This is a genomic window from Vogesella alkaliphila (genome assembly GCF_014652475.1).
GTDB classification, from domain to species: domain Bacteria; phylum Pseudomonadota; class Gammaproteobacteria; order Burkholderiales; family Chromobacteriaceae; genus Vogesella; species Vogesella alkaliphila.
This window is the reverse complement of the sequence record NZ_BMYW01000004.1, coordinates 132,222-154,693: the sequence shown is the minus strand read 5'-3', so window position 1 is coordinate 154,693 and position 22,472 is coordinate 132,222. Positions and strand designations below refer to the sequence as shown.

Below are 22,472 nucleotides of genomic sequence, written 5' to 3'. Positions count from 1 at the left end.
GCCATGAAGAATACTCCGCTGCTGTTGTCGCTGCTGTGCTGTCTACCCCTCTTGCAAAGCTGCGAGTCGGTGCCTCCGTCAAAACAGGCGTGGGGTTTCCAGCCGCTGCTGAAGGTGCGCCATGCCAATGAGAGCCCGGCGGCGTTCTATCAGCTGGGGCGCTACTACCAGGGCCAGAACCGGAGCGACCTCGCCATTCCGGCATTCCAGCGTGCGCTGGCGCTGGACAAGCACTACGCCGAAGCCCACAACGCGCTCGGCAGCCTCTACGCCGGCCAGCGCCAGTTCGAACTGGCGATTACGGAATTCCAGCTGGCACTGGCCGCCGCACCGGATACCGCGCACTTCTACAACAACTTGGGTTATGCCTACTACCTGCAAGGCCGCCCTGTCGAGGCTGCCGCCGCACTGGAGAAGGCGGCGAGCCTGAAGCCGGGCGACGCCAAGATCACGACCAACCTCAACCTGGCGCTGGCCCAGAAAACACAAGCGGAACTGGAGCAGCAGGCTTTCGCCCCGGCCACGGCCAGCCCGCCGGCAACTGCCGCCGGCAATGTCGCCGCGCCGCCGGTGCCCCAGCCAATAGCAGAAACCACGCTGGCAGCGCCTGCCCTGGCGCCGGCCAGCCAACCGGCTGTAGTCGACGCGGCCACTCCGCCGGCCCAGCCGGCCGCCCCGCCTTTGGTGGCGGAACCGGCCCCCGTTGTCGTCCCGCCGCAGCCGGCTCCAGCCGAGCCGCAGGTAGTCGAGCCGGTAGCCCCCACCATGTTGGCCGCAGCCCCGCCGGTGCTACCGAAAGAGGAATCGTCGCGCCCTGCCCGCTACGAAGTGTCCAATGGCAACGGCATTACCGGCATGGCCAAGCGCGTAAATCGGGGCTTGCTTGCCCAAGGCTACCCGTCGGCACGGCTTACCAATAGCAAGCCCTTCCGTCAGCCGGTAACCGTGGTTGAATACCGTCCCGGTTATGCCGGCGTGGCCGCCAGGCTGAGTGCCAGCCTGCCCTTGAAACCAGCCATCACGGAAAAGGCCGGGCTGCGCCAGAGCACCGATGTCCGCTTGGTGCTCGGCCGCGACGTGATGACTCGCTTTGCACTCGTCACGCCAAGGTCGCACGAAACCCAGCTGGCGCTTGGCACGCCGCAGCAGTTGGTGAAGCCTTGAGAGAGGGTTGCCGTGGCGCTTGTTTGCCAATGGGCAGCGCCGAGCGGCATCCGGATGCGCACTAGAAAATCTTGGCAAAACGCATCGGCATCAATATAATCGCGGCCTGTTATTGCCTTGCGCAATACGAAGGAAGCGTGGCCGAGTGGTTTAAGGCAGCGGTCTTGAAAACCGCCGAAGGTGTGAGCCTTCCGTGAGTTCGAATCTCACCGCTTCCGCCAGCATTCTGTAAAAAAAAAGCCCTGAATATTCAGGGCTTTTTTTGTTGCGCAGTTGAAAAACTGTTTCTCATTGTTCTGTCTCCCTCAACTGCGAAGTGCCACCGGCGATGCCGCAGCCGAGTAACCGACGTTAGCTGAGCTTCATTTGCCGATCATCCAGCGCAGCAGCAGATTGATGGTGTTGCCATACGGTGGCGCGGTCAGCCAGGTGCCGCTCAGGCGTGACTGGTACAGCACCGGTTTCAGCTTGGAGAAGGTCAGGAAGCCTTCGTGACCATGGTAGTGGCCCATGCCGGAGGCGCCGACGCCACCGAACGGCAGCGCGTCCTGGGCCACGTGCAGCAGGGTGTCGTTGACGGTGACGCCCCCGGCAATGGTGTCGCGCAACAGTCGCTCGACGCGCGCCTTGTCGTGGTCGAACAAATACATTGCCAGCGGCCGTGGCTGCTGCCGCAGCAGCGCGACGGCCTGCTCCAGCGAGTCGTAGCCGATGACGGGCAGCAGTGGGCCGAAGATTTCCTCCTGCATCACGGCGCAGTCCGGCGGCGCCTGCTCGATCAGGGTCAGCGGCAGCTTGCGTGCGGCGGCGAGTTCGTCCGGCGTTTCGTCAGCGGGATTGATGGTGGTGAGCACCGCCCCGCCCGCCTGTGCCTGAATGGCGAGCGTTTGCAGGCGCTGGTAGTGCGGCGCGCTGATGATGGCGCTGTAGTCGGCGTTACCGGCCAGGGTCGGGTAGGCGCGCGTCACCGCGGCGCGCAGTGCCGCAACCAGCGCGACCTGTTGCGCGCGCGGCACCAGCACATAGTCCGGCGCGACGCAGGTCTGTCCCGCGTTCAGCAACTTGCCGGCCACGATGCGGCGGGCAGCGTGCTGCAGGTCGGCGCCGGGGGCGATCAGCACCGGCGACTTGCCGCCCAGCTCCAGTGTCACCGGGACCAGGTTGGCCGCCGCGGCCTGCATGACCTCGCGGCCAACCCTGGTCGAGCCGGTGAACAGCAGATGGTCGAAGGGCAGGCTGGCAAAGGCGCGCGCCACGCTGGCATCGCCACCCACGACACGGACCACGTCGTCGCCAAGATAGCGGCTCAGCAGCGTGGCCAGCAGCGCGCCGGTGCGCGGCGTCAGCTCCGACATCTTCAGCAGCGCCCGGTTGCCGGCCGCCAGTGCCGCCAACAGCGGCCCCAGCGCCAGGAACAGCGGGTAATTCCACGGCACGATGATGCCGACCACGCCCAGCGGCTGTGGCAGCAACCTTGCCCGTGCCGGCTGGAACCACAGCGCGACCGGCCGCCGCTGCGGACGCAGCCATGCGGCCAGCTGCCGGCGCGCGTGGCGGATGCCGGCCAGCGTCGGAAACACCTCCGCCAGCCGGGTTTCCACCACGCTACGATGGCCGAAATCGGCGCTGATGGCGGCGGCCAGCTCGTGCTGGTGCTGCTGCAACAGGCGGGCCAGGGCATCCAGCCACTGCCGGCGTTGTGCCAGCGACGGGTACGGCAAAAGGTTGGCCGCATCGCGCAGCTGGCTCAGGTGATTGGTGAGGGTGACGGCGGTGTGTGCGGCAAGCTGCATGTGATAAGCTCCCTTCTGGTTGCCGTCAAACAATTGTTTAGATTCTGCACTCTATGCAGTTGTGTCCCATTTGTCACGAGCGAATTGTCATGCTGCTTCCCTTCTTCAATGCCCTGCGTGCCGCCGGGCTACCGGTGTCGCTAAAAGAGCACCTCACCCTGCTGGAGGCGCTGTCGCGACAGCTGGCGTTTGGCAGTGTCGACGAGTTCTACTATCTGGCGCGCACCATCCTGATCAAGGACGAAAAGTACTACGACCGCTTCGATCAGGTGTTCGGCCACTGCTTCAATGGCCTGGCGCTGGAGCTGGAAGACCTGCAGACCGCGATCCCAGAGGACTGGCTGCGCAAGCAGGTGGAGAAATTCCTGTCCGACGAGGAAAAGCGGCAGCTACAGGCGCTGGGCTGGGACAGGCTGATGCAGACGCTGCGCGAGCGCCTTGCCGAGCAGAAGGAACGGCATCAGGGCGGTAACAAGTGGATCGGCACCGGCGGCACCAGCCCGTTCGGTGCCCATGGCTACCACCCGGAAGGTGTCCGCATCGGGCAGCAGGCATCACGCCACCGGCGCGCGGTCAAGGTGTGGGACCAGCGGGAATTCCGTAATTTTGACGATCAGGTCGAGCTGGGCACGCGCAACATCAAGGTGGTCTTGCGCCGCCTGCGCCAGTTCGCGCGCGAAGGCGCCGCCGAGATGCTGGATCTGGATGCCACCATCGCCGCGACCGCGCGCAACGCTGGTTTTCTCGACCTGCAGATGGTGCCGGAACTGCGCAATACGGTGAAGCTGCTGGTGCTGTTCGATGTCGGCGGCTCGATGGACGACCACATCCGCGCCTGCGAGGAACTGTTCTCGGCGGTGCGCAGCGAGTTTAAGCATCTGGAGTATTACTACTTCCACAACTGCGTCTACGAAGGGGTGTGGAAAGACAATGCCCGCCGCCACGGCCAGAAGCTGTCGACCTGGGAGCTGATCCACACCTTCGGCAGCGACTACAAGCTGGTCTTTGTCGGCGACGCCAGCATGAGCCCGTACGAGATCGTCTACCCCGGCGGCAGTGTCGAGCACATGAACGAAGAGTCCGGCGAGGTGTGGCTGCGCCGCCTGCTGGCACAGTTCCGGCACGCAGTGTGGCTGAACCCGGTGCCGCCGGCGCACTGGGGCCACACCCAGTCCATCGGCCTGATCCGGCAGCTGCTGCAGGAGCGCATGTATCCGCTGACGGTGGAAGGCATAGACAGCGCTATGCGCCAGCTGCGCCACAGCGTCAGCTAGCGTCGTCGCTTGCGGCCAACGTTTTCTCGATGCGCCGCGCAAACACCGTCATTTCCTTCGCGGCCTGCTTGTCGCCGCGCTGTTCGGCTACCGCGATGCCGTCACGGTAGGCCTGCAGCGCCTGTTGCGGCTCGCCGCCGGCCAGCAAGACCTTGCCCAGCAGTTTCCACGCCGCGGAATAGTCGTGCTGGAAGGCCAGTGCCGCCCTCGCCTCGCGTATCGCCTGTGGCCACTGTTCCAAGCGGGCATATTCATTGGCCAGGCCGAAGCGCAGCAGCGCACCGTCGCGCGGGCCGTCGACCAGTTTTTGCAGGCGTTGCAGGGCGTCGTCGTTCATGCTGGGGACTCCGGGTGAGGGTTGCTGGCGTGCGGCTTCGCGTCGGCCATGGTTTCATGTTATAAGCTGGCGCCAGTATTGGCTGCTGCCATTTGCAATCGCAACCTATTGCTACGCGCTGGCGCCTGCCTCTAGACTGCGGAAACGTCATATTACTGAAAGGAAAGTTATTCATGTTGCAAGGTTTCCTTTCGTCATGCCCGCCGCGTCGCTGGCCGGTCCTGTTGCTGGGTGTATTGCTGGGTCTGCCGCCAGCTGCCCATGCGGCGTGCACACGACTGGTGGCTTCCGGCAATCCCGAGTACCCGCCCTTTCTGTGGCAAGACCCGAAAAACGACAGCAAGCTGATCGGCGCCAATGCCGAGCTGATGCAACTGGTGGCCCGCGAGATCGGCATCCCGATCGAGGTGCGCTATGCCGGGCCGTGGGGCCGGGTGCAGGAGAGCGCGCGCAACGGTCGCATCGACCTGATCGCCGGCGCCTTCCTGACGCAGCCGCGGCTGACCTATCTGCGTTACCTGCAACCGGCGATCCGCGATACGCAAACCCTGATCTGGACGCGGCAGCAGCACCCACTGCAATACCAGCGCTGGGAAGACCTGCTGGGCCAGGAGGGCATCACCGTGGTCAACAACAGCTTCGGCCAGGCTTTCGACCAGTTCGCCGCGATCAGCCTCAAGCTGCAGCAGGTCGGCAGCGTCAAGAACGCGCTGCGGATGCTGAGCCTGGGCCGTGCCGACTACCTGATCTACGAGGATGCACCGGGCCTTGCCTATGCCACCAGCCTCAACATCAAGGGCCTGCGCGCGTCCACGGTGCCGGTCAGCCGCGAAAAGCTGTACCTGACCGTGGCGCTGGCCTCTGCCTGCAATAACGAGCAACTGGCGGAGCGTCTGTCGCGGGCGATGAAGAAATTCAGCGACGACCGGGTGATGGACGCGCTGGTGGAGAAGTACCTGCGCGTATGGCAGGCGCAAAACAGTGCCGCGCGCCGGCCCGGCTGAGCCGGTGCTGTTGCGGCCAACCTTTGCGCTGACCTGTCGTCCGTGCAAAAAAGAAGCCCCGCAATCGCGGGGCTTCTTGCTGCGGGCAAGGCGGCGGTGGCCGCTGCTGCCTTAGGCTTTTACGGTGTCCGCCACATCCTGGTAGTCCTGGATCTGGTTGAAGTTGAGGTACTGGTACACCTCGGCGCCGCTCTCGTTGATGATGCCGATGTTGGCCTTGTACTCTTCCAGGGTCGGGATCTTGCCCAGCTTGGAGCAGATCGCGGCCAGTTCGGCCGAGCCAAGATACACGTTGGTGTTCTTGCCCAGACGGTTCGGGAAGTTACGGGTCGAGGTCGACATCACGGTCGCGCCCTCGCGCACCTGTGCCTGGTTACCCATGCACAGCGAGCAGCCTGGCATTTCGGTGCGGGCACCGGCCATGCCGAACACGCCGTAGTGACCTTCCTTGGTCAGTTGTTGCGCGTCCATCTTGGTCGGCGGGGCAACCCACAGCTTGACCGGCAGGTCGCGCTTGCCTTCCAGCAGCTTGGAAGCGGCACGGAAGTGACCGATGTTGGTCATGCAGGAGCCGATGAACACTTCGTCGATCGGGGTGCCGGCAACTTCGGACATGAACTTCACGTCGTCCGGATCGTTCGGGCAGGCCACGATCGGCTCTTTCACGTCGGCCAGATCGATCTCGATCACGGCGGCGTATTCGGCGTCGGCGTCGGCCTTCAGCAGTTCACCGCCCACGATCCACTCTTCCATCTTCTTGATGCGGCGCTCCAGGGTGTGGGCGTCCTGATAGCCTTCGGCGATCATGTACTTCATCAGGGTGATGTTGGACTGCATGTACTCGACGATCGGCGCCTTGTTCAGGTGCACGGTGCAACCGGCGGCGGAGCGTTCGGCGGAGGCGTCGGACAGCTCGAAAGCCTGTTCCACTTTTAGGTCGGGCAGACCTTCGATCTCCAGGATCTTGCCGGAGAAGATGTTCTTCTTACCAGCCTTGGCCACGGTCAGCAGGCCCTGCTTGATCGCGTACAGCGGAATGGCGTTCACCAAGTCGCGCAGGGTCACGCCCGGCTGCAGTTCGCCCTTGAAGCGCACCAGTACCGATTCCGGCATGTCCAGAGGCATCACGCCGGTGGCGGCGGCAAAGGCGACCAGGCCGGAGCCGGCCGGGAAGGAAATGCCGATCGGGAAGCGGGTGTGCGAGTCGCCACCGGTGCCGACGGTATCCGGCAGCAGCAGACGGTTGAGCCAGCTGTGGATCACGCCATCGCCCGGGCGCAGCGATACGCCGCCACGAGTGGAGATGAAGGACGGCAGCTCCTTGTGCATCTTCACGTCCACCGGCTTCGGATAGGCGGCAGTGTGGCAGAAAGACTGCATCACCAGGTCGGCGGAGAAGCCCAGGCAGGCCAGGTCTTTCAGCTCGTCACGGGTCATCGGGCCGGTGGTGTCCTGGGAGCCGACGGTGGTCATCTTCGGTTCGCAGTAAGTGCCCGGGCGCACGCCCTGGCCTTCCGGCAGGCCACAGGCGCGGCCAACCATTTTCTGTGCCAGCGAGAAGCCCTTGCCGGAATTGGCCGGGTCTTTCGGCAGGCGGAATTCGGTGGAGGCTGGCAGGCCCAGTGCCTCGCGTGCCTTGGCGGTCAGGCCACGGCCGATGATCAGGTTGATACGGCCGCCGGCGCGTACCTCGTCCAGCAGCACGTCGGATTTCAGGCTGAATTTTTCGACCAGCTGGCCGTCTTTCTCGATCTTGCCTTCGTACGGGTAGATGTCGATCACGTCGCCCATTTCCAGCTTGGACACGTCAACTTCGATCGGCAGCGAGCCGGAGTCTTCCTGGGTGTTGAAGAAGATCGGGGCGATCTTGCCGCCGAGGGTCACGCCGCCGAAGCGCTTGTTCGGTACGAACGGGATGTCCTGGCCGGTAGCCCACACCACCGAGTTGGTGGCGGATTTACGCGAGGAGCCGGTGCCGACCACGTCGCCGACGTAGGCCACCAGGTTGCCTTTTTTCTTCAGATCTTCGATGAACTGCATCGGGCCGCGCTTGCCGTCTTCTTCCGGCTTGAACGCTGCGTCCGGGCGGGTGTTCTTCAGCATCGCCAGGTAGTGCATCGGGATGTCCGGGCGGGACCAGGCGTCCGGTGCCGGCGACAGGTCGTCGGTGTTGGTTTCACCCGGCACCTTGAACACGGTCACGGTGATTTTCTGTGCCACTTCCGGACGGCTGGTGAACCATTCGGCGTCGGCCCAGCTTTGCAGTACGGCCTTGGCATTGGCGTTGCCGCCTTCGGCCAGCACTTGCACGTCGTGGAAGAAGTCGAATACCAGCAGGGTTTTCTTCAGGCCTTCGGCGGCGATGGCGCCAACCTGGGCGTCGCCCAGCAGGTCGATCAGCGGCTTGACGTTGTAACCGCCCAGCATGGTGCCCAGCAGTTGGGTGGCGGTTTCGCGCGAAACCAGCGGCGACTTCACGCTGCCTTCGGCGACGGCGGCCAGGAACGAAGCTTTAACCTTGGCGGCATCGTCGACACCCGGCGGCACGCGGTGAGTGATCAGCTCGACCAGTGTCTCTTCTTCGCCGGCTGGCGGGTTCTTCAGCAGTTCAACCAGTTCTTCGACTTGTTTGGCGGTCAGCGGCAGTGGTGGAATGCCCAGTGCGGCGCGTTCTGCGACATGTTGGCGGTAAGCTTCTAGCATGGCTTGGGACCTTTTTGCTGGGGTTATGTGCAAGTTAGTCTGTCGACAGCGGGTGAATGTCTGCCGGCAACCACCCGGCCGTAATCGTGACGATGGCAGCCGGTCGGGATGGTGAAAGATTACGCCGTTCCTCGGGTGAGCACAAACGAGTAATCGCAACATTGCCTGTGAGATATAATCACACCATGAATGCCTACCCTCCCCTTAACGGATTGCGTATTTTCGAGACGGCAGCAAGGCTGGAAAGCTTTTCTGCCGCGGCCAACGAGCTGCATGTGACCCACGGTGCTGTGAGCAAGCAGATCAAGCAGCTGGAGGACTGGCTGGGGGTGCAGCTGTTCGAGCGCACCGGCGGCCGCGTCAAGCTGACCGATACCGGCTGGCGCTATCTGGTGCAGGTGCAGGACGGCCTGGACCTGATCGCCAACGCCACCTCGCAGCTGCTGCAACCGGATCGCCAGCGCCGCCTGTCGATCAACTCGACGCCGACCTTCGCCATGTACTGGCTACTGCCGCGGTTGGCCGATTTCCGCGCCCGCCATCCTGACATCGATCTGCACATCGTCACCTCCGATCGTGACATCAGCCGGCTGGACGCGCCGTTCGACATCGCGATCCGTCGTGGCCCCGGCGACTGGCCCGGTCATCTCGCCAAGCCCTTCCTGGAAGAGTGGGAGCTGCCGCTGTGCCATCCCGCACTGCTGAAAAAGATACCGCTCACCAGCCCGGCCGACCTCGCGCTGCACACCCTGCTGTACGCCGATACGCGGCCAACCGCGTGGCAGCGCTGGCTGACCCTGGCGGCGGTGCCGGAGCTGAAGCCGGCCAGCCGCTTGCACTTCGACCGCTTTTCACTGGCGCTGCAGGCAGCGCTGGACGGGCTGGGCGTGGTGCTGGGGCCGCTGCCGATGGCGCAGCGCGAGATCGACGCCGGCCGGCTGGTGGCACCGCTGTCACTGCCGATTGTGCCGGTGCGGGATTACTGCTGGATTGCACCGCGTGCCGCGATCGACGATACCGCCATCAACGCCTTCTGCCAGTGGCTGGAGCAGCAGGCTGTCATGCATCAATAATGTGCGGATTACCAATTGACAGCCACCGGCGGCGGTCGTCTATGCTGGGGCACACTGTGTAACGGGTACCGACTATGCTTTTCGACATGTGTCACCTGACGGTCTGTCTGGTGGAGCCTTCACGGGCACAGGGACAGATCATCCAGCATCATCTGCAGGAACTGGGCATCGAGCGGGTCGATCGCGTCGAGAGCGGCGCCGAGGCGCTGGCGCGCATCCATCTGCCGCCATTGCCGGACATCGTGATCAGCGCGATGTACCTGCCGGACATGACCGGCGCGGAGCTGGTGATGGCGATGCGCGGCGACGAGCGGGTGCGCGAGATGCCGTTCGTGCTGGTTTCCAGCGAAACGCGGCCGCAGCAGCTGGATGCGATCCGCCAGGCCGGCGCGATGGCGATCCTGCCCAAGCCGTTCACCCCGGCGCAACTGGACAAGGCGATCAGCAGTTCGCTCGATTACCTCAATGTCGAAGACACCCGCAGCGAACTGGAGTCGCTGGATTTGTACGCGAAGAAGATCCTGCTGGTCGACGACAGCACCGTGTCGCGCGGCTTCATGCGCAGTGTGCTGGAACGCTTCGGTTTTTGCGAGATCGCCGAAGCCGACAACGGCCGCAGCGCGGTCGGCCTGCTGGCAGCCGGCAATTATTTCGACCTGATCATCACCGACTACAACATGCCGGAGATGGACGGCCGCGAGCTGATCGAGCATGTCCGCACCAGCAGCCAGCTGGTTTCGGTGCCGATCCTGATGGTGTCCGGCGAGCAGGACGAGCAAAGGTTGGCCGCAGTCGAAGAGGCCGGCGTGTCCGCCATCTGCGACAAGCCGTTCGACATCGGCACCCTGAAAAGCCTGATCAGCCAGTTTCTGTAATGCTCAGGGTCGCGCCCAGCGCTGCCGGTGTCAGCGGGGCGGCACCCACACCAGGCGTTCTGCGCCGCCGGCCGCTTGGCGGCGCCAATAGCCTTCCTTGCCGTACGCTTCGGACTGCGCCAGTTCTCCCTGCCACGACAACAGGCGTGCCGGCAGTTCGCCGCGGCGCAAGGCTGTGGTCTGCTCCGCCGGGCTGATGGCGGCAGCCAGCTGGCAGCGTGGCTGCGTCAGCAGCGCCAGATGGTTGAACAGGCTCAGCAGTGCCGCGCGCCATGGCTGCACTGCCGGGATGTCCGGCAACTGCAGGCTGTCGCCGCCGCGCAGGGTCAGCGCCAGCACCTCGGCGTTCTGCTGCCACCAGGCACTGTTTCCCTGTGCAAAACCGGCGGCCAGCATCAGCACCTGCCAGGCACCCTCCTCGTCACGACGCACATAGGCGCCGCAACCATCCGGCAGCGCGATGAAGCACGCCGCCAGCGGTAGGGTCGGCGCCGGTGGCAATGCCTTGGGCGGGTGCGTCGCCGCCAGCGCGGCATCCAGTGCCGCATCGCACAGCAGCAACTGGCGACCGTGACGCACGAAGTGGCCATAGGCCTGGGCCAGCAGCCCTTCGGCCTCCTGACGGACCGTATCCTGCCCTGCGCCACCGGGTGCCGCCTGCAGCGTGCGACGCAGCAAGGCGTCGCAGTCGGCGACGGCGGTCTTGCCGCCATGTTCAAACAGGTGCGCCACCCGCTTGGCCCATGGCCGGCTGGCAGCATAACGAACGGGATGGAACGGAACAGACACGGGATGGCTCCGGAAAAAAGGCGCGATTGTAGCGGAAAGCCGCGCCGCCACGAACCTGGATTGTGATGTCATCTGAAAGCGGGTAAGCTCGATGTCGCGCTGAAAGTTGCTTGCAATGCTAGGCGCGGACGCCTGCGCACTGGCTGTGCAGGCATCCTTCCCTTGTTTTACCAAGTGCTTTGTGGCCGGCCTCGTGCCGGCTTTTTTTTCGTGCGGCGGATGCCGGATTCGGGGAGCGAACGATGGCAGCGCTGGGTTTTGTCGGACTGGGGTTGATGGGGGTGCCGATGTGCCGGCGCCTGCTGGCGGCCGGGTATCCGCTGATGGTGTGGAACCGCTCCGCGGTCAAGGCCGACAGCCTGCGCGCCGCGGGGGGCAGCGTTGCGGCCAACCTTGGCGAACTGGTGCGCGGTAGTGACATCGTCATGCTGTGCCTGGCCAATGACGAGGCGGTACAGGCGGTGTGGCAGGCGGAGGACGGCATCCGTGCGCAGCTGCGCCCCGGCCAGTTGCTGGTCGATTTTTCCAGCACCTCGCCGGCGCTGACCCGGCAGCTGGCGCAGCAGGCAGCCGAACACGGCGCGGGCTGGGTCGATGCGCCGGTGTCCGGTGGCGTGCGCGGCGCGGAAAATGGCACGCTGGTGATCATGGCCGGCGGCGAGGCACGGGACATCGCCCGCCTGCAGCCCGTTGCCGCCTGTCTGTCGCAGCGGCTGAGCCACATCGGCGGCCACGGTGCCGGGCAGGTCGCCAAGGTCTGCAACCAGCTGATCGTGGCCAGCAATGCGATGCTGATCGCCGAAACGGTGCAGCTGGCGGAGGCGGCCGGCATCGACGCCAGCCTGCTGCCGGCGGCGCTGGCCGGTGGCTTCGCCGATTCGCTGCCGTTCCAGATCCTGGCGCCGCGCATGGCGCAGCGCCAATTCCAGCCGCTGCAATGGAAGGTGTCCACCCTGCTCAAGGACCTCGGCCATGCCCGCCAGCTGGCGGCCGAACACGGCGCCACCCTGCCCCTGGCCAGCCTCGCGGCCGGGCTGATGGCCGTCCATGCCGATGCCGGCTACGCCGAGCAGGACCTGAGCACGGTGATTGCCTGTTATCTGCCCGACAACAAGGAGCGCTGAGATGCCGCGTTTTGCCGCCAACCTGTCGCTGCTGTTTACCGAGCTGCCGTTGCCGGCGCGTTTCGCCGCCGCCGCTGCCGCCGGTTTTGACGCGGTCGAGATCCAGTTCCCGTACGACTACCCGGCGCCGCTGCTGCGCGATGCCGCCGCAGCCGCTGCGGTCGACATCATCCTGATCAACCTGCCGGCCGGCGACCTGATGAGCGGCGGCTGCGGGCTGGCCAGCCACCCGGCGCGCGCCGCCTCATTCCAGGCGGCGCTGGCCGAGGGCGAGCACTACGCGCGGGTGCTGGGGGTGCGCATGGTCAATGTGCTGGCGGGCCGCTTCGATCCGCGGCAGGACGAGACGCTGACGCGGCAAACGCTTGCGGCCAACCTTGTGCTGGCGGGCGAGCGGTTGGCGGCGCACGGCATTCGCGTCACCTGCGAGGCGATCAACACGTTCGATATGCCCGGCTTTGTGGTGAGCACACCGGCCGAGCTGGCCGAGGTGCTGGCCGAGGCGGCGCACCCCAATGTCGGCATGCAGCTGGACCTCTACCACCTGGCGCGGATGCAACTGGACCTTGCCGCCACGCTGGTGCAGTACCTGTCGCAGACCGGCCATGTCCAGTTTGCCGATTGCCCCGGTCGCCACGAGCCCGGCACGGGCGAGCTGCCGCTGGCACAAGTCTTTGCCTTGCTGGACGAGCTTGGCTATACCGGATGGTGCGCCGCCGAGTACAAACCGGCCACCAGTACGGCGGACAGCCTGCACTGGCTTGCTTCCCGGCGCTGATTTTTTCTGTTGCTGCGTCGCAGCATAATTAAAAATCAGCTACTTGCCGCTGTTGTTCGCAGAAAACGCTTGCCAAGCGTAATTAATTTCCATAGAATGCGCCCTTTCCTGATTTGCTGAGCGGAAACACCCGCGCCGCCAGCTTCCACGATTTCATCGTATCTGACCGTTTTTGGCTTCGTTTCTCGCCTCGTCCTTTCCGTTCGGACTGCAGTTCGCCGCTTTGTCAGGTTGGTTCGATGACCTGTAACCCTTAGCGGGCTAACGCACCGGCCATAAGCCGGACTGAAAGGATCACCATGCATTTCTCCGATCTCGGACTCCCAGAACCTATCGTTCAAGCACTGACCAAATCCGGCTACGAAAGCCCGACCGACGTTCAGGCTGAAGCCATTCCTGCCGCCCTGCTGGGCAAGGACCTGCTGGTATCGGCACAAACCGGTAGCGGTAAGACCGCCGCCTTCCTGCTGCCTGCGCTGACCAAAATGGGTGAGCGCTCCAAAGGCTCCGGCAATGGCCCGCGCGTTCTGGTACTGACTCCGACCCGCGAACTGGCATCCCAGGTAGAAAAGAACGCCCAGGTTTACGGCGAGCACCTGCGCTGGTTGCGCACCGTGACTCTGGTCGGCGGCGCTTCGTTCGGCTTCCAGACCCGCGCGCTGTCGCGTCCGGTCGACATCATCGTCGCCACCCCGGGCCGCCTGATGGACCACATGCGCTCCGGTCGCATCGACTTCTCCCGCCTGGAAATGCTGATTCTGGATGAAGCCGACCGCATGCTGGACATGGGCTTCATCGAAGACATCGAGACCATCGTTGCGGCCACCCCGGCCGAGCGCCAGACCCTGCTGTTCTCCGCCACGCTGGACGGCATCGTTGGCCGCATGGCCGAGAAAATGACCCGTTCGCCACAGCGCATCGAGATCGCACGCAAGGAAGACGGCGGCAGCATCGAAGAACACCTGCTCTACGCCGACGACAATTCCCACAAGGCCCGTCTGCTGGACGCCATCCTGAAAGAAGCCGACTTCGAACAGGCGGTCGTGTTCAGCGCCACCAAGATCGGCTCCGAAGAAATCGCCGACAAGCTGTCGGACATGGGCTACTCCGCCGCCTGCCTGCACGGCGACATGCCGCAGAACTGGCGTAACCGTACCCTGAACGACCTGCGTCGCGGTCGCATCAAGATCCTGGTTGCCACCGACGTGGCCGCCCGCGGTATCGACGTGCCGGCCATCGGCCTGGTGGTGAACTACGACCTGCCGAAACAGGCGGAAGACTACGTACACCGTATCGGTCGTACCGGTCGTGCCGGCCGTAGCGGCGTGGCGATCACCATCGCCGAATCGCGCGAATTCCACCGCGTGCGTCGTATCGAGCAGTACATCAAGCGCTCGCTGACCGAAGCCGTGATTCCTGGCCTGGAGCCGACCCGTCGCCCACCGAAAGGCCGTCCGGCCGGCGCCCGCAACAACGGCCCGCGTCGCGGTAACGGCGGCGGCTACGGCGATCGCAAGCCGGGTAGCGGCGGCGGTTACGCCGGTCGCAGCGGCAGCGGTCCACGCCGCAGCGGCAGTGGCGGCAGCTACAGCGGTAGCCGTGCCCCACGCGCCGAGTAAGGCGACATGAAAAATCCCCGATGCCTGCATCGGGGATTTTTTTGTTTGCGGCCAACCTTGGCTACCGCCGGATTGGCGGCACGACCTCAGTGACGCGCGCGATGGCCGACTTGTCGGAGTACATCTTGCGGTCGGCGGCACGCAGCAGCAGCTCCGGCTCGTCGCCATCCTCCGGATACAGGGCCACGCCGATGCTGGCGGAAACACGATACAGCGCGGTCTCGTCGCGCACCGGCCGGTCGATGGCCATCTCGACCTTGCGCGCCAGCGTCGCCAGGGTCAGTTCGTCGCCGACCTGCGGGATCAGCAGCACGAACTCGTCACCACCGACCCGCGCCACGGTGTCGGAGCGGCGCAGCAGCGCCATCAGGCGGTCGGCCACGGTCTGCAGCACCTTGTCGCCGGCGGCGTGGCCGTAGCGGTCATTGACCTGCTTGAAGCGATCCAGGTCGACGAACATCACCGCGAAGCGCTGGCGTAGCCGTTCGGCGCGGCGGATCTCCTGCCCCAGCCGGTCGAACAGCAGGGTGCGGTTGATGCAGCCGGTCAGCGCGTCGTGCGAGGCCTGGTACTGGATCAGCTGCTGCGACTCCTTGGCGTCGGTGACATCCATCAGCACGCCAAACAGCAGCGGCTCGCCGTCGCGCTCCACCACCTGCGCGCGCAAGGCCAGCCAGCCGTAACCACTGTCGCCGTGGCGCAGGCGTACTTCCAGTGCCAGCGGCGTGCGCTGCTGCAGGCTGTGCTGGAGTGCATCGCGCCAGCGCTGGCGATCCTGCACCAGCATCCGGCGCTCCACCTCCACCAGCGGTAACAGCGAGCGCAGCGCGACGGCCAGTAGGCGGCAGGCCTCTTGCGACAGCGACACCTGCCCGTCCTGCGGCGCGTAGCTCCAGTGCCCCAGCTGGGCCACCTGCCCCGCCAGCCGCAGCCAGCCCAACTGCTCTTCCATCGCCTGCTGGGTCTGCATTGCCTCGTCGGCGGCCAGTTTGCGCTCCACCACGACCGCCGCCCAGCGCGCCAGATGCTGCACGAACTCGGTGTCGGCGCTGGAGAACGGCGCGCGCGGTGCGCTGGCACAGAAGGCGAGCGTGCCAAAGATCTGCCCCTGCACCAGCAGCGGCACGCCGATATAGGCACGAAAGCGGAATTCGCGGTAGCAGGCGCTGTCGGCCAGCGCCGTTTCCAGCACGTCCGGCAGGCACAGCAGCTGGCCGTTCTGCAGCGTGCGTTCGCAATAGGTTAGGTCCAGCGGCAGGGATTTGCCGCGGCTCAGGTCGTCGCCGGCGTGACAGGCAATGATCTCCAGCTGCGCGCCCTTGCGCTGGGCGACAAAGGCGATCTCCATGCCCAGTGCCGCGGCGCCGGCAGCCAGGGCGATGTCCAGCCGGTGCAGGCGATCCTTTTCGCCGGAGGCGGCCAGATCGGAGAGGATTTGCAGGTAGTGTTCGCGCTGGCGGCGCTTCTGCTCCTGCTCGTGCCAGTCTTGCAGAGGCACGAGGCGGTAGGCGGTCAGCGTGTTCGCCTGCGGGCCGGGTAGCAGGCCGAACAGGCGCGAATCCAGCAGGCAAGGCAGCATGTCCGCCGGCAGTGGCGCGCCCCGCCACTCGCCCGGCGGGATAATCGGCAGCGTCATGCCGACGGGTGCGGCCTCGCCCAGCAATTGCCCGGCCGCAGGATTGCAGGCGCGCAGCCGCTGTTGCGCATCGAGTACCAGCCAGGGCGCTGTCGCGCCGTGCAGCAGCGTCAGCAGGCCATCATCAAGCACGTTCTGCATGTCCGTAACCCGGGAAAAAGTCCGGGCATATTACGGATATGTCATGGAGATAACAAGACTTCTATAGCAGTGGCTGCAGCAGTCGTAACAATAGTGTTGCAAACAGGGCGGCGACAGCGTCGTCCAGCATCACGCCGAAGCCGCCGTGCACGTGGCGGTCCAGCCAGCGTATCGGCCACGGCTTGACGATATCGAACAGGCGGAAGGCGGCAAAAGCCAGCGCCCACCACAGCGGCGTGGCCGGCACCAGGGCCAGCACCAGCAGCATCGCCACGATCTCGTCCCACACGATGTGGCCGGAATCGGCCACCCCCAGCGCGCGGCCGGTGACGTCGCACAGCCAGACGCCAAGCAGGAACAGCGGCAGCGTCAGCAGTGCCAGCGCCCCGCCGCTGACCCCTAGCCACAGCAAGAGCGCGGCCAGCGGCAAGGCCGCCAGCGTGCCCCAGGTGCCGGGCGCCGGCGTGATCAGGCCGCTGCCAAAGCCCAGCGCCAGAAAGTGCGCCGGCCGCGCCAGCAAAAAGGCGCGATCCGGTTTACGCGAAGTGGTCATAGCCCAGCCTTTCCAGCGTCACGACCGTGCCGTGACCATCCAGTAGCCGCAAACCCGGCTCGGCCACGATGCGGCCAACCTTGGTCACCGCCACGCCGGCCTGACGTGCCGCCACCTCAACCTCGGCGGTCCGGGCCGGGCTGACGGTGAAGCACAGCTCGTAGTCGTCGCCACCGGCGGCGATACAGGACAGCAGCTGCGCGCGGACACCGTGCAGCGCCGGATGGGTCGGCAAAGCGTCCAGCCAGACCTCGGCGCCGCAGGCGGAGCGGTCGAGAATGTGGTGCAGGTCGGCGGCAAAGCCGTCGGAAATATCCAGCGCCGCATGGGCGATGCCGAGCAAGGCCCGGCCCAGTGCCACCCGTGGCTGCGGCCACTCCAGCTGCCGGCGGCATTCGGGCGGCAGGTCCAGGCTCAGGCGGCCGAGGCGTTGTTGCAGCGCGGCTGCGGCCAGCCCCAGCTCGCCGGACACCCAGATGTCGTCGCCGGCTTGCGCCGCGTCGCGGCGCAGCGCCTGGCCGTGCGGCGTTTCGCCGAAGATGGTCACCGACAGCGTCAGCGGGCCGCGCGTGGTGTCGCCGCCGATGACGCTGACGCCATGCTGCGCCGCCAGCCCGAAAAAGCCGCGCGCGAAGGCTTCCACCCAGGCATCATCCAGTTCCGGCAGCGCCAGCGACAGCAGTGCCCAGCGCGGCGTGGCGCCCATTGCCGCCATGTCCGACAGGTTGACCGCCAGCGTCTTGTGGCCCAGCGCCTCGGGGTCGACATCGGGGAAAAAGTGGCGCCCGGCCACCAGCATGTCTACCGACACGTGCAGGTCGTGGCCGGGGCTGGGGCGCACGATGGCGGCGTCGTCACCGACGCCGAGCACGGCGTCCGGTGCCGTCTGAGTGAAGTGGCGGCGGATCAGTTCGAATTCATTCATGGCGTGACAAATAAAAACACCCGCCGTGGCGGGTGTGATACGGAAGCAAACCGCGCTCAGGCGCCCTGACGGCGGCTGCGGATGGTCTGCACTTCGTCGGCGCGCACGTCGGCGGCAAACTTGTCCAGCACTCCGTTGACGAACTTGTGGCCGTCGGTGCCGCCGAAGGTCTTGGCGATCTCGATCGCCTCGTTGATGATTACCGGGTACGGCGTCTGCGGGTGCGAGCACAGCTCGAAGGCGGCCATCAGCATGATGGCGCGCTCGACCGGGCTGACTTCCTGCTCGTCGCGGTCGTAGTACGGCTGCAGGCGTTTGGACAGCTCGGTCACGTCGCGCAGTACGCCGAACAGGATTTCACGGAACAGGGCTTCGTCGGCCTTGACGAAGTAGTCGTTCTCGCGCAGGTGCTTTTCGATCAGCGACGCGGGACGGTCAGCATTCAGCTGCCACTCGTAGATGCCCTGGACTGCGTATTCGCGGGCACGGCGGCGTGCGGTTTTCATGTACGGCTTCCTTTATTTAAAGAACAGGCGCGGCTCAGCCACGCAGGGTCTTGTGCAGATTGACCATCTCGATCGCCACCTGCGCGGCTTCGCGCCCCTTCACCGACATGCGCACCTCGGCTTGCTCGTCGGTTTCGGTGGTCAGAATGGCATTGGCGATCGGGATGTCGAAATCGAGGCCGACACGGGTGACGCCCGCGCCGGATTCGTTGGATACCAGCTCGAAGTGATAGGTCTCGCCGCGGATCACCGCGCCCAGCGCGATCAGCGCGTCAAAGCGGCCGGATTTGGCCATGGTTTGCAGTACCAGCGGCGCTTCCAGCGCGCCCGGCACCGTGGCCAGGGTGATGTCGGCCGGGTTCACGCCCAGCGCCACCAGCTCGGACAAGCACGCATCGCGCAGACCGTGGCACACCACCTCGTTGAAGCGGCCCATGACGACGCCGATTTTCAGGCCGTTGGCAGACAGGTCGGGGGCAATACGGTTTACTTGGTCCAGCATCCGGTTCTCCTTGCGGCGAAAGCCAATCACGAAAAGGGGCGTATTTTAATCCAAATCGACGTGCACGTGTTCAGGTTGGGCAAAGCCGGTGACTTCCAGCCCGAAACCGGTCATCGACGGCAGGTTGATCGGCGAGGCCATCAGCTTCATCTTGCCCACGCCCAGCGCGCGCAGCATCTGCGCGCCGATACCGAAGGTCTTGCTGTCCCAGCGCTGGCGGACGGTGCTTTCCGCCTGTTCCGGCAGCGCACGCGCCAGGATGTCGGCACCGGATTCCGGACGGTGCAGCAGGATCACCACGCCGCAGCCCTTCTCCGCGATTTCCTCCAGCGCGTTGGGGATGGTCCAGCTGTGCTTGCCGCCCATCGGGTCGAGCAGGTCCATCACCGACAGCGGTTCGTGCACGCGCACCAGCGTTTCGGTATCGGCAGAAGGTTGGCCGCAAACCAGCGCCAGGTGCGTGGCGCGGGTCAATACGTCCTGGAACACGTGCAGCTGGAAGGCGCCGAACGGCGTTTCCGCCAGCCGCTGGCCGACTTCCTCGACAAAGCACTCGGTGCGGCTGCGGTAGTGGATCAGGTCGGCGATGGTGCCGACCTTGAGGCCGTGCTCCTTGGCGAACTCCAGCAGCTCCGGCAGACGGGCCATGGTGCCGTCGTCGTTCATGATCTCGCAGATCACCGACGCCGGCTCAAGGCCAGCCAGACGCGACAGGTCGCAGCCGGCTTCGGTGTGGCCGGCGCGCACCAGCACGCCGCCCTTTTGCGCCTTCAGCGGGAACACGTGGCCGGGCTGCACGATGTCGGTCGGCCGAGCGTCGCGTGCCACCGCCACCAAGGTAGTGTGGGCGCGGTCGGCGGCGGAAATGCCGGTGGTCACGCCCTCGGCGGCCTCGATCGACACGGTGAAGTTGGTGCCGAAGCTGGTGCCGTTGTTGGTGGCCATCATCGGCAGGTTCAGCTGCTTGCAGCGCTCTTCGGTCAGCGTCAGGCAGATCAGGCCACGGCCGAACTTGGCCATGAAGTTGATCGCTTCCGGCGTCACGTGTTCGGCGGCCATCACCAGGTCGCCTTCGTTCTCGCGGTCTTCGGCGTCCATCAGGACCACCATCTTGCCGGCCTTGATGTCGGCGATGATTTCTTGGATCGGGGAAATGCTCATGCTGTGTTCTCCCGCACGCGGTGCGTGCCAGACTTGCTGCGTAACATTCATGCGCGGGCGGGGTGCGCCCGCGCGCCTGTAATCTGTTGTTGCGGCCAACCTTGGCCGCAGCGCGTCATGCGCGCGCCGCCAGTACCCGCTCCACGGTGTCGACGATGGCCTGGGTTTGCGGGTCGATCTCGATGTTGACGATGTCGCCGGCCTGGCGCACGCCCATCAGCGTGCGCTGCAGCGTTTCCGGGATCAGGTGCACGCAGAAGGTGTCACCCTGTACGTCGCCGATGGTCAGGCTGCAGCCATCAATACCGATATAGCCCTTCTTCAGCACGTATTTGCTCAGTGCCGCCGGCAGGCGGAACCACACGGTGCGGTTGTCCGGGCTGCTGATGACATCGGTCACGGTGGCGGTGGCCATGATGTGGCCGGACATCGCGTGGCCGCCGATGTCGTCGCCGAACTTCGCCGCGCGCTCGACGTTGACCAAGTCGCCGACCTTAAGCGCGCCGAGATTGGTCAGGCGCAGGGTCTCGGCCATCAGGTCGAAGCTGACCTCCTCGCCGTCGATGCGGGTTACCGTCAGGCAGCAGCCGTTGTGCGCCACCGAGGCGCCGATCTGCAGGCCGGGCAGCAGCTCGGCCGGCAGCGCCAGCCGGTGGCTGCGGAATGCGGTTTTTTCTTCGATGGCGACGATGCGCGCCATGCCTTGCACAATGCCGGTGAACATGGTTTTGCCTTCATTTCAGGACAAACGATCGCCGATTGTACCGCGTTGCAGCGCAAAATCCGACCTCGCTGCCGGCAAGGTTGGCCGAAAGCCGGTATGCCGGCGCGCAAAAGCCGGCCGAAATCCAGTACAATCGCCTGTTTTTCCGAATCTTTGCCCTACTGGAAGCCATGTCCGCCGAACTGATCCGTATTGCCGATGAAGTTGCCCGTCGCCGCACCTTCGCCATCATCTCCCACCCCGACGCCGGTAAAACCACGCTGACCGAAAAATTGCTGCTGTTCTCCGGCGCGATCCAGATGGCCGGTACCGTCAAGGGCAAGAAAGGCGGCAAGTTCGCCACCTCCGACTGGATGGAAATCGAGAAGCAGCGCGGCATCTCGGTCGCGTCGTCGGTGATGCAGTTCGACTACCGCGACCACACCGTGAACCTGCTGGACACCCCGGGCCACCAGGACTTCTCCGAGGATACCTACCGCGTCCTGACCGCGGTGGACAGCGCGCTGATGGTGATCGACGCCGCCAAGGGCGTGGAAGAGCAGACCATCAAGCTGCTGAACGTCTGCCGCCTGCGCAACACCCCCATCGTCACCTTCATGAACAAGTACGACCGTGAAGTGCGCGATTCGCTGGAGCTGCTGGACGAAGTCGAGAACGTGCTGAAGATCCGCTGCGCGCCGATCACCTGGCCGATCGGCATGGGTAAGGCCTTCCGCGGCGTATACAGCCTGCTGTCCGATGAAGTGATCCTGTTCGAGGCCGGCAGCGAGAAGCTGATCACCGACATCGAGGTGATCAAGGGCATCGACAACCCGCGCCTGGACGAACTGTTCCCGCTGGAAATGGAGCAGCTGCGCATGGAGATCGAACTGGTCAAGGGCGCGTCCAACGAGTGGAATCTGGACGAGTTCCTGGCCGGCGAGCTGACGCCGGTGTTCTTCGGCTCGGCGATCAACAACTTCGGCGTGCGCGAGATCCTGGACGCGCTGATCAACTGGGCGCCGGCGCCGCAGCACCGCGACGCCACCGTGCGCGACGTGGCGCCGACCGAGGGCAAGTTCTCCGGCTTCGTGTTCAAGATCCAGGCCAATATGGATCCGAAACACCGCGACCGCATCGCCTTCCTGCGCGTGTGCTCGGGCAAGTTCGAGCGCGGCATGAAGATGAAGCACCTGCGCCTGAACCGCGAAATCTCGGCCAGCTCGGTGGTGACCTTCATGTCGCACGACCGCGAGATCGTGGAAGAGGCGTTCGCCGGCGACATCATCGGCATCCCCAACCACGGCAACATCCAGATCGGCGACAGCTTCTCCTCCGGCGAAGAGCTGACCTTTACCGGCATCCCGTTCTTTGCGCCGGAAATGTTCCGCAGCGTGCGCATCAAGAACCCGCTGAAGCTGAAGCAGCTGCAGAAAGGCCTGCAACAGCTGGGCGAGGAAGGCGCGGTGCAGGTGTTCAAGCCGCACAGCGGCGGCGACCTGATCCTGGGCGCGGTCGGCGTGCTGCAGTTCGAAGTGGTGGCCTCCAGGTTGGCCGCAGAGTACGGCGTGGACGCCGTGTTCGAGTCGTCCAATATCTGGTCGGCGCGCTGGTTCAGCTGCGACAACCGCAAGAAGCTGGACGAATTCAGCGACGCGCTGGCGATGAACATCGCCACCGACGCCGGCGGCAACCTCGCCTACCTGGCGCCCAACCGCGTCAACCTGGCGCTGACGCAGGAGCGCTGGCCGGACATCGTGTTCCACGAGACGCGTGAACACGCGGTGAAGCTGAACGATTGATGACGGGGGA

At 65.1% G+C, this 22,472-nt stretch carries 20 protein-coding genes and 1 tRNA gene; 10 read left to right on the top strand and 11 right to left on the bottom strand.

Features of this window, described 5'->3' with window-relative positions; genetic code table 11:
- Positions 1–3: 3 nt before the first annotated feature.
- Both IE100_RS07935 and IE100_RS07930 read left to right on the top strand, forming a co-directional pair.
- On the top strand, positions 4–1,164 hold the full coding sequence (locus IE100_RS07935; RefSeq protein WP_189373569.1) for a LytR C-terminal domain-containing protein: 1,161 nt from the start codon (positions 4–6) through the stop codon (positions 1,162–1,164).
- Between the two features lie 131 nt (positions 1,165–1,295).
- Positions 1,296–1,385 (top strand) — tRNA-Ser (locus tag IE100_RS07930).
- A gap of 141 nt (positions 1,386–1,526) precedes the next feature.
- On the opposite strand, the gene IE100_RS07925 is transcribed toward IE100_RS07930, so the two are convergent.
- Positions 1,527–2,957: a coniferyl aldehyde dehydrogenase gene (locus IE100_RS07925; RefSeq protein ID WP_189373568.1), complete on the bottom strand. Its 1,431-nt coding sequence runs from the start codon at positions 2,955–2,957 to the stop codon at positions 1,527–1,529.
- An 89-nt stretch (positions 2,958–3,046) separates the two neighbouring features.
- On the opposite strand from IE100_RS07925, the gene IE100_RS07920 reads away from it, so the two are divergent.
- Entirely contained in the window at positions 3,047–4,231 is a 1,185-nt protein-coding gene (locus IE100_RS07920; protein WP_189373567.1) for a vWA domain-containing protein, read from the top strand.
- Here IE100_RS07920 and IE100_RS07915 read toward each other — a convergent pair.
- Positions 4,224–4,568, bottom strand: coding sequence for a hypothetical protein (locus IE100_RS07915; protein WP_189373566.1), 345 nt, complete (start codon positions 4,566–4,568; stop codon positions 4,224–4,226). The two genes, IE100_RS07920 and IE100_RS07915, sit on opposite strands and share 8 nt — an antisense overlap.
- A gap of 173 nt (positions 4,569–4,741) precedes the next feature.
- On the opposite strand from IE100_RS07915, the gene IE100_RS07910 reads away from it, so the two are divergent.
- Entirely contained in the window at positions 4,742–5,572 is an 831-nt protein-coding gene (locus IE100_RS07910) for a substrate-binding periplasmic protein (RefSeq protein WP_189373565.1), read from the top strand.
- 111 nt (positions 5,573–5,683) lie between these two features.
- Here the strand turns inward: IE100_RS07910 and acnB are convergent, their stop codons facing one another.
- Positions 5,684–8,275, bottom strand: a complete 2,592-nt coding sequence (gene acnB, locus IE100_RS07905) for a bifunctional aconitate hydratase 2/2-methylisocitrate dehydratase (RefSeq protein ID WP_189373564.1) — start codon at positions 8,273–8,275, stop codon at positions 5,684–5,686.
- Between the two features lie 185 nt (positions 8,276–8,460).
- On the opposite strand from acnB, the gene gcvA reads away from it, so the two are divergent.
- Together gcvA and IE100_RS07895 are read left to right on the top strand one after the other, a co-directional pair.
- A complete protein-coding gene (gene gcvA / locus IE100_RS07900) occupies positions 8,461–9,348 on the top strand; it encodes a transcriptional regulator GcvA (protein ID WP_189373563.1) in 888 nt (295 codons plus the stop codon).
- Between the two features lie 74 nt (positions 9,349–9,422).
- Entirely contained in the window at positions 9,423–10,223 is an 801-nt protein-coding gene (locus IE100_RS07895; RefSeq protein WP_189373562.1) for a response regulator, read from the top strand.
- Positions 10,224–10,253: 30 nt separating this feature from the next.
- On the opposite strand, the gene IE100_RS07890 is transcribed toward IE100_RS07895, so the two are convergent.
- A complete protein-coding gene (locus IE100_RS07890; RefSeq protein WP_189373561.1) occupies positions 10,254–11,012 on the bottom strand; it encodes a hypothetical protein in 759 nt (252 codons plus the stop codon).
- A 242-nt stretch (positions 11,013–11,254) separates the two neighbouring features.
- On the opposite strand from IE100_RS07890, the gene IE100_RS07885 reads away from it, so the two are divergent.
- The 3 genes from IE100_RS07885 (at position 11,255) to IE100_RS07875 (ending at position 14,533) form a co-directional block, all read left to right on the top strand.
- Positions 11,255–12,136: an NAD(P)-dependent oxidoreductase gene (locus IE100_RS07885; RefSeq protein WP_189373560.1), complete on the top strand. Its 882-nt coding sequence runs from the start codon at positions 11,255–11,257 to the stop codon at positions 12,134–12,136.
- Position 12,137: 1 nt separating this feature from the next.
- The gene (locus tag IE100_RS07880; protein WP_189373559.1) at positions 12,138–12,914 is read left to right on the top strand and encodes a hydroxypyruvate isomerase family protein; all 777 of its coding nucleotides are present in this window, start codon (positions 12,138–12,140) and stop codon (positions 12,912–12,914) included.
- Between the two features lie 299 nt (positions 12,915–13,213).
- Entirely contained in the window at positions 13,214–14,533 is a 1,320-nt protein-coding gene (locus IE100_RS07875) for a DEAD/DEAH box helicase (RefSeq protein ID WP_189373558.1), read from the top strand.
- 61 nt (positions 14,534–14,594) lie between these two features.
- On the opposite strand, the gene IE100_RS07870 is transcribed toward IE100_RS07875, so the two are convergent.
- The 7 genes from IE100_RS07870 to IE100_RS07840 form a co-directional block, all read right to left on the bottom strand.
- Entirely contained in the window at positions 14,595–16,310 is a 1,716-nt protein-coding gene (locus tag IE100_RS07870) for a sensor domain-containing protein (RefSeq protein ID WP_189373557.1), read from the bottom strand.
- Between the two features lie 61 nt (positions 16,311–16,371).
- Complete coding sequence (locus IE100_RS07865) at positions 16,372–16,863, bottom strand: phosphatidylglycerophosphatase A family protein (protein ID WP_189373556.1); 492 nt, start codon at positions 16,861–16,863, stop codon at positions 16,372–16,374.
- Positions 16,847–17,788, bottom strand: a complete 942-nt coding sequence (gene thiL / locus IE100_RS07860) for a thiamine-phosphate kinase (protein ID WP_189373555.1) — start codon at positions 17,786–17,788, stop codon at positions 16,847–16,849. Before thiL ends, IE100_RS07865 begins: the two co-directional genes overlap by 17 nt.
- 56 nt (positions 17,789–17,844) lie before the next feature.
- Positions 17,845–18,294 (bottom strand): transcription antitermination factor NusB, encoded by a 450-nt coding sequence (gene nusB, locus IE100_RS07855; protein WP_189373554.1) that lies wholly within the window; start codon positions 18,292–18,294, stop codon positions 17,845–17,847.
- 34 nt (positions 18,295–18,328) lie between these two features.
- Entirely contained in the window at positions 18,329–18,796 is a 468-nt protein-coding gene (ribH, locus tag IE100_RS07850; RefSeq protein WP_189373553.1) for a 6,7-dimethyl-8-ribityllumazine synthase, read from the bottom strand.
- Between the two features lie 45 nt (positions 18,797–18,841).
- The gene (ribBA, locus tag IE100_RS07845) at positions 18,842–20,008 is read right to left on the bottom strand and encodes a bifunctional 3,4-dihydroxy-2-butanone-4-phosphate synthase/GTP cyclohydrolase II (RefSeq protein WP_229800281.1); all 1,167 of its coding nucleotides are present in this window, start codon (positions 20,006–20,008) and stop codon (positions 18,842–18,844) included.
- Between the two features lie 64 nt (positions 20,009–20,072).
- Positions 20,073–20,681: a riboflavin synthase subunit alpha gene (locus IE100_RS07840; RefSeq protein ID WP_189373551.1), complete on the bottom strand. Its 609-nt coding sequence runs from the start codon at positions 20,679–20,681 to the stop codon at positions 20,073–20,075.
- Between the two features lie 170 nt (positions 20,682–20,851).
- Here IE100_RS07840 and IE100_RS07835 point away from each other — a divergent pair, with 170 nt between their 5' ends.
- Positions 20,852–22,462 (top strand): peptide chain release factor 3, encoded by a 1,611-nt coding sequence (locus IE100_RS07835; protein WP_189373550.1) that lies wholly within the window; start codon positions 20,852–20,854, stop codon positions 22,460–22,462.
- Positions 22,463–22,472: the final 10 nt, after the last annotated feature.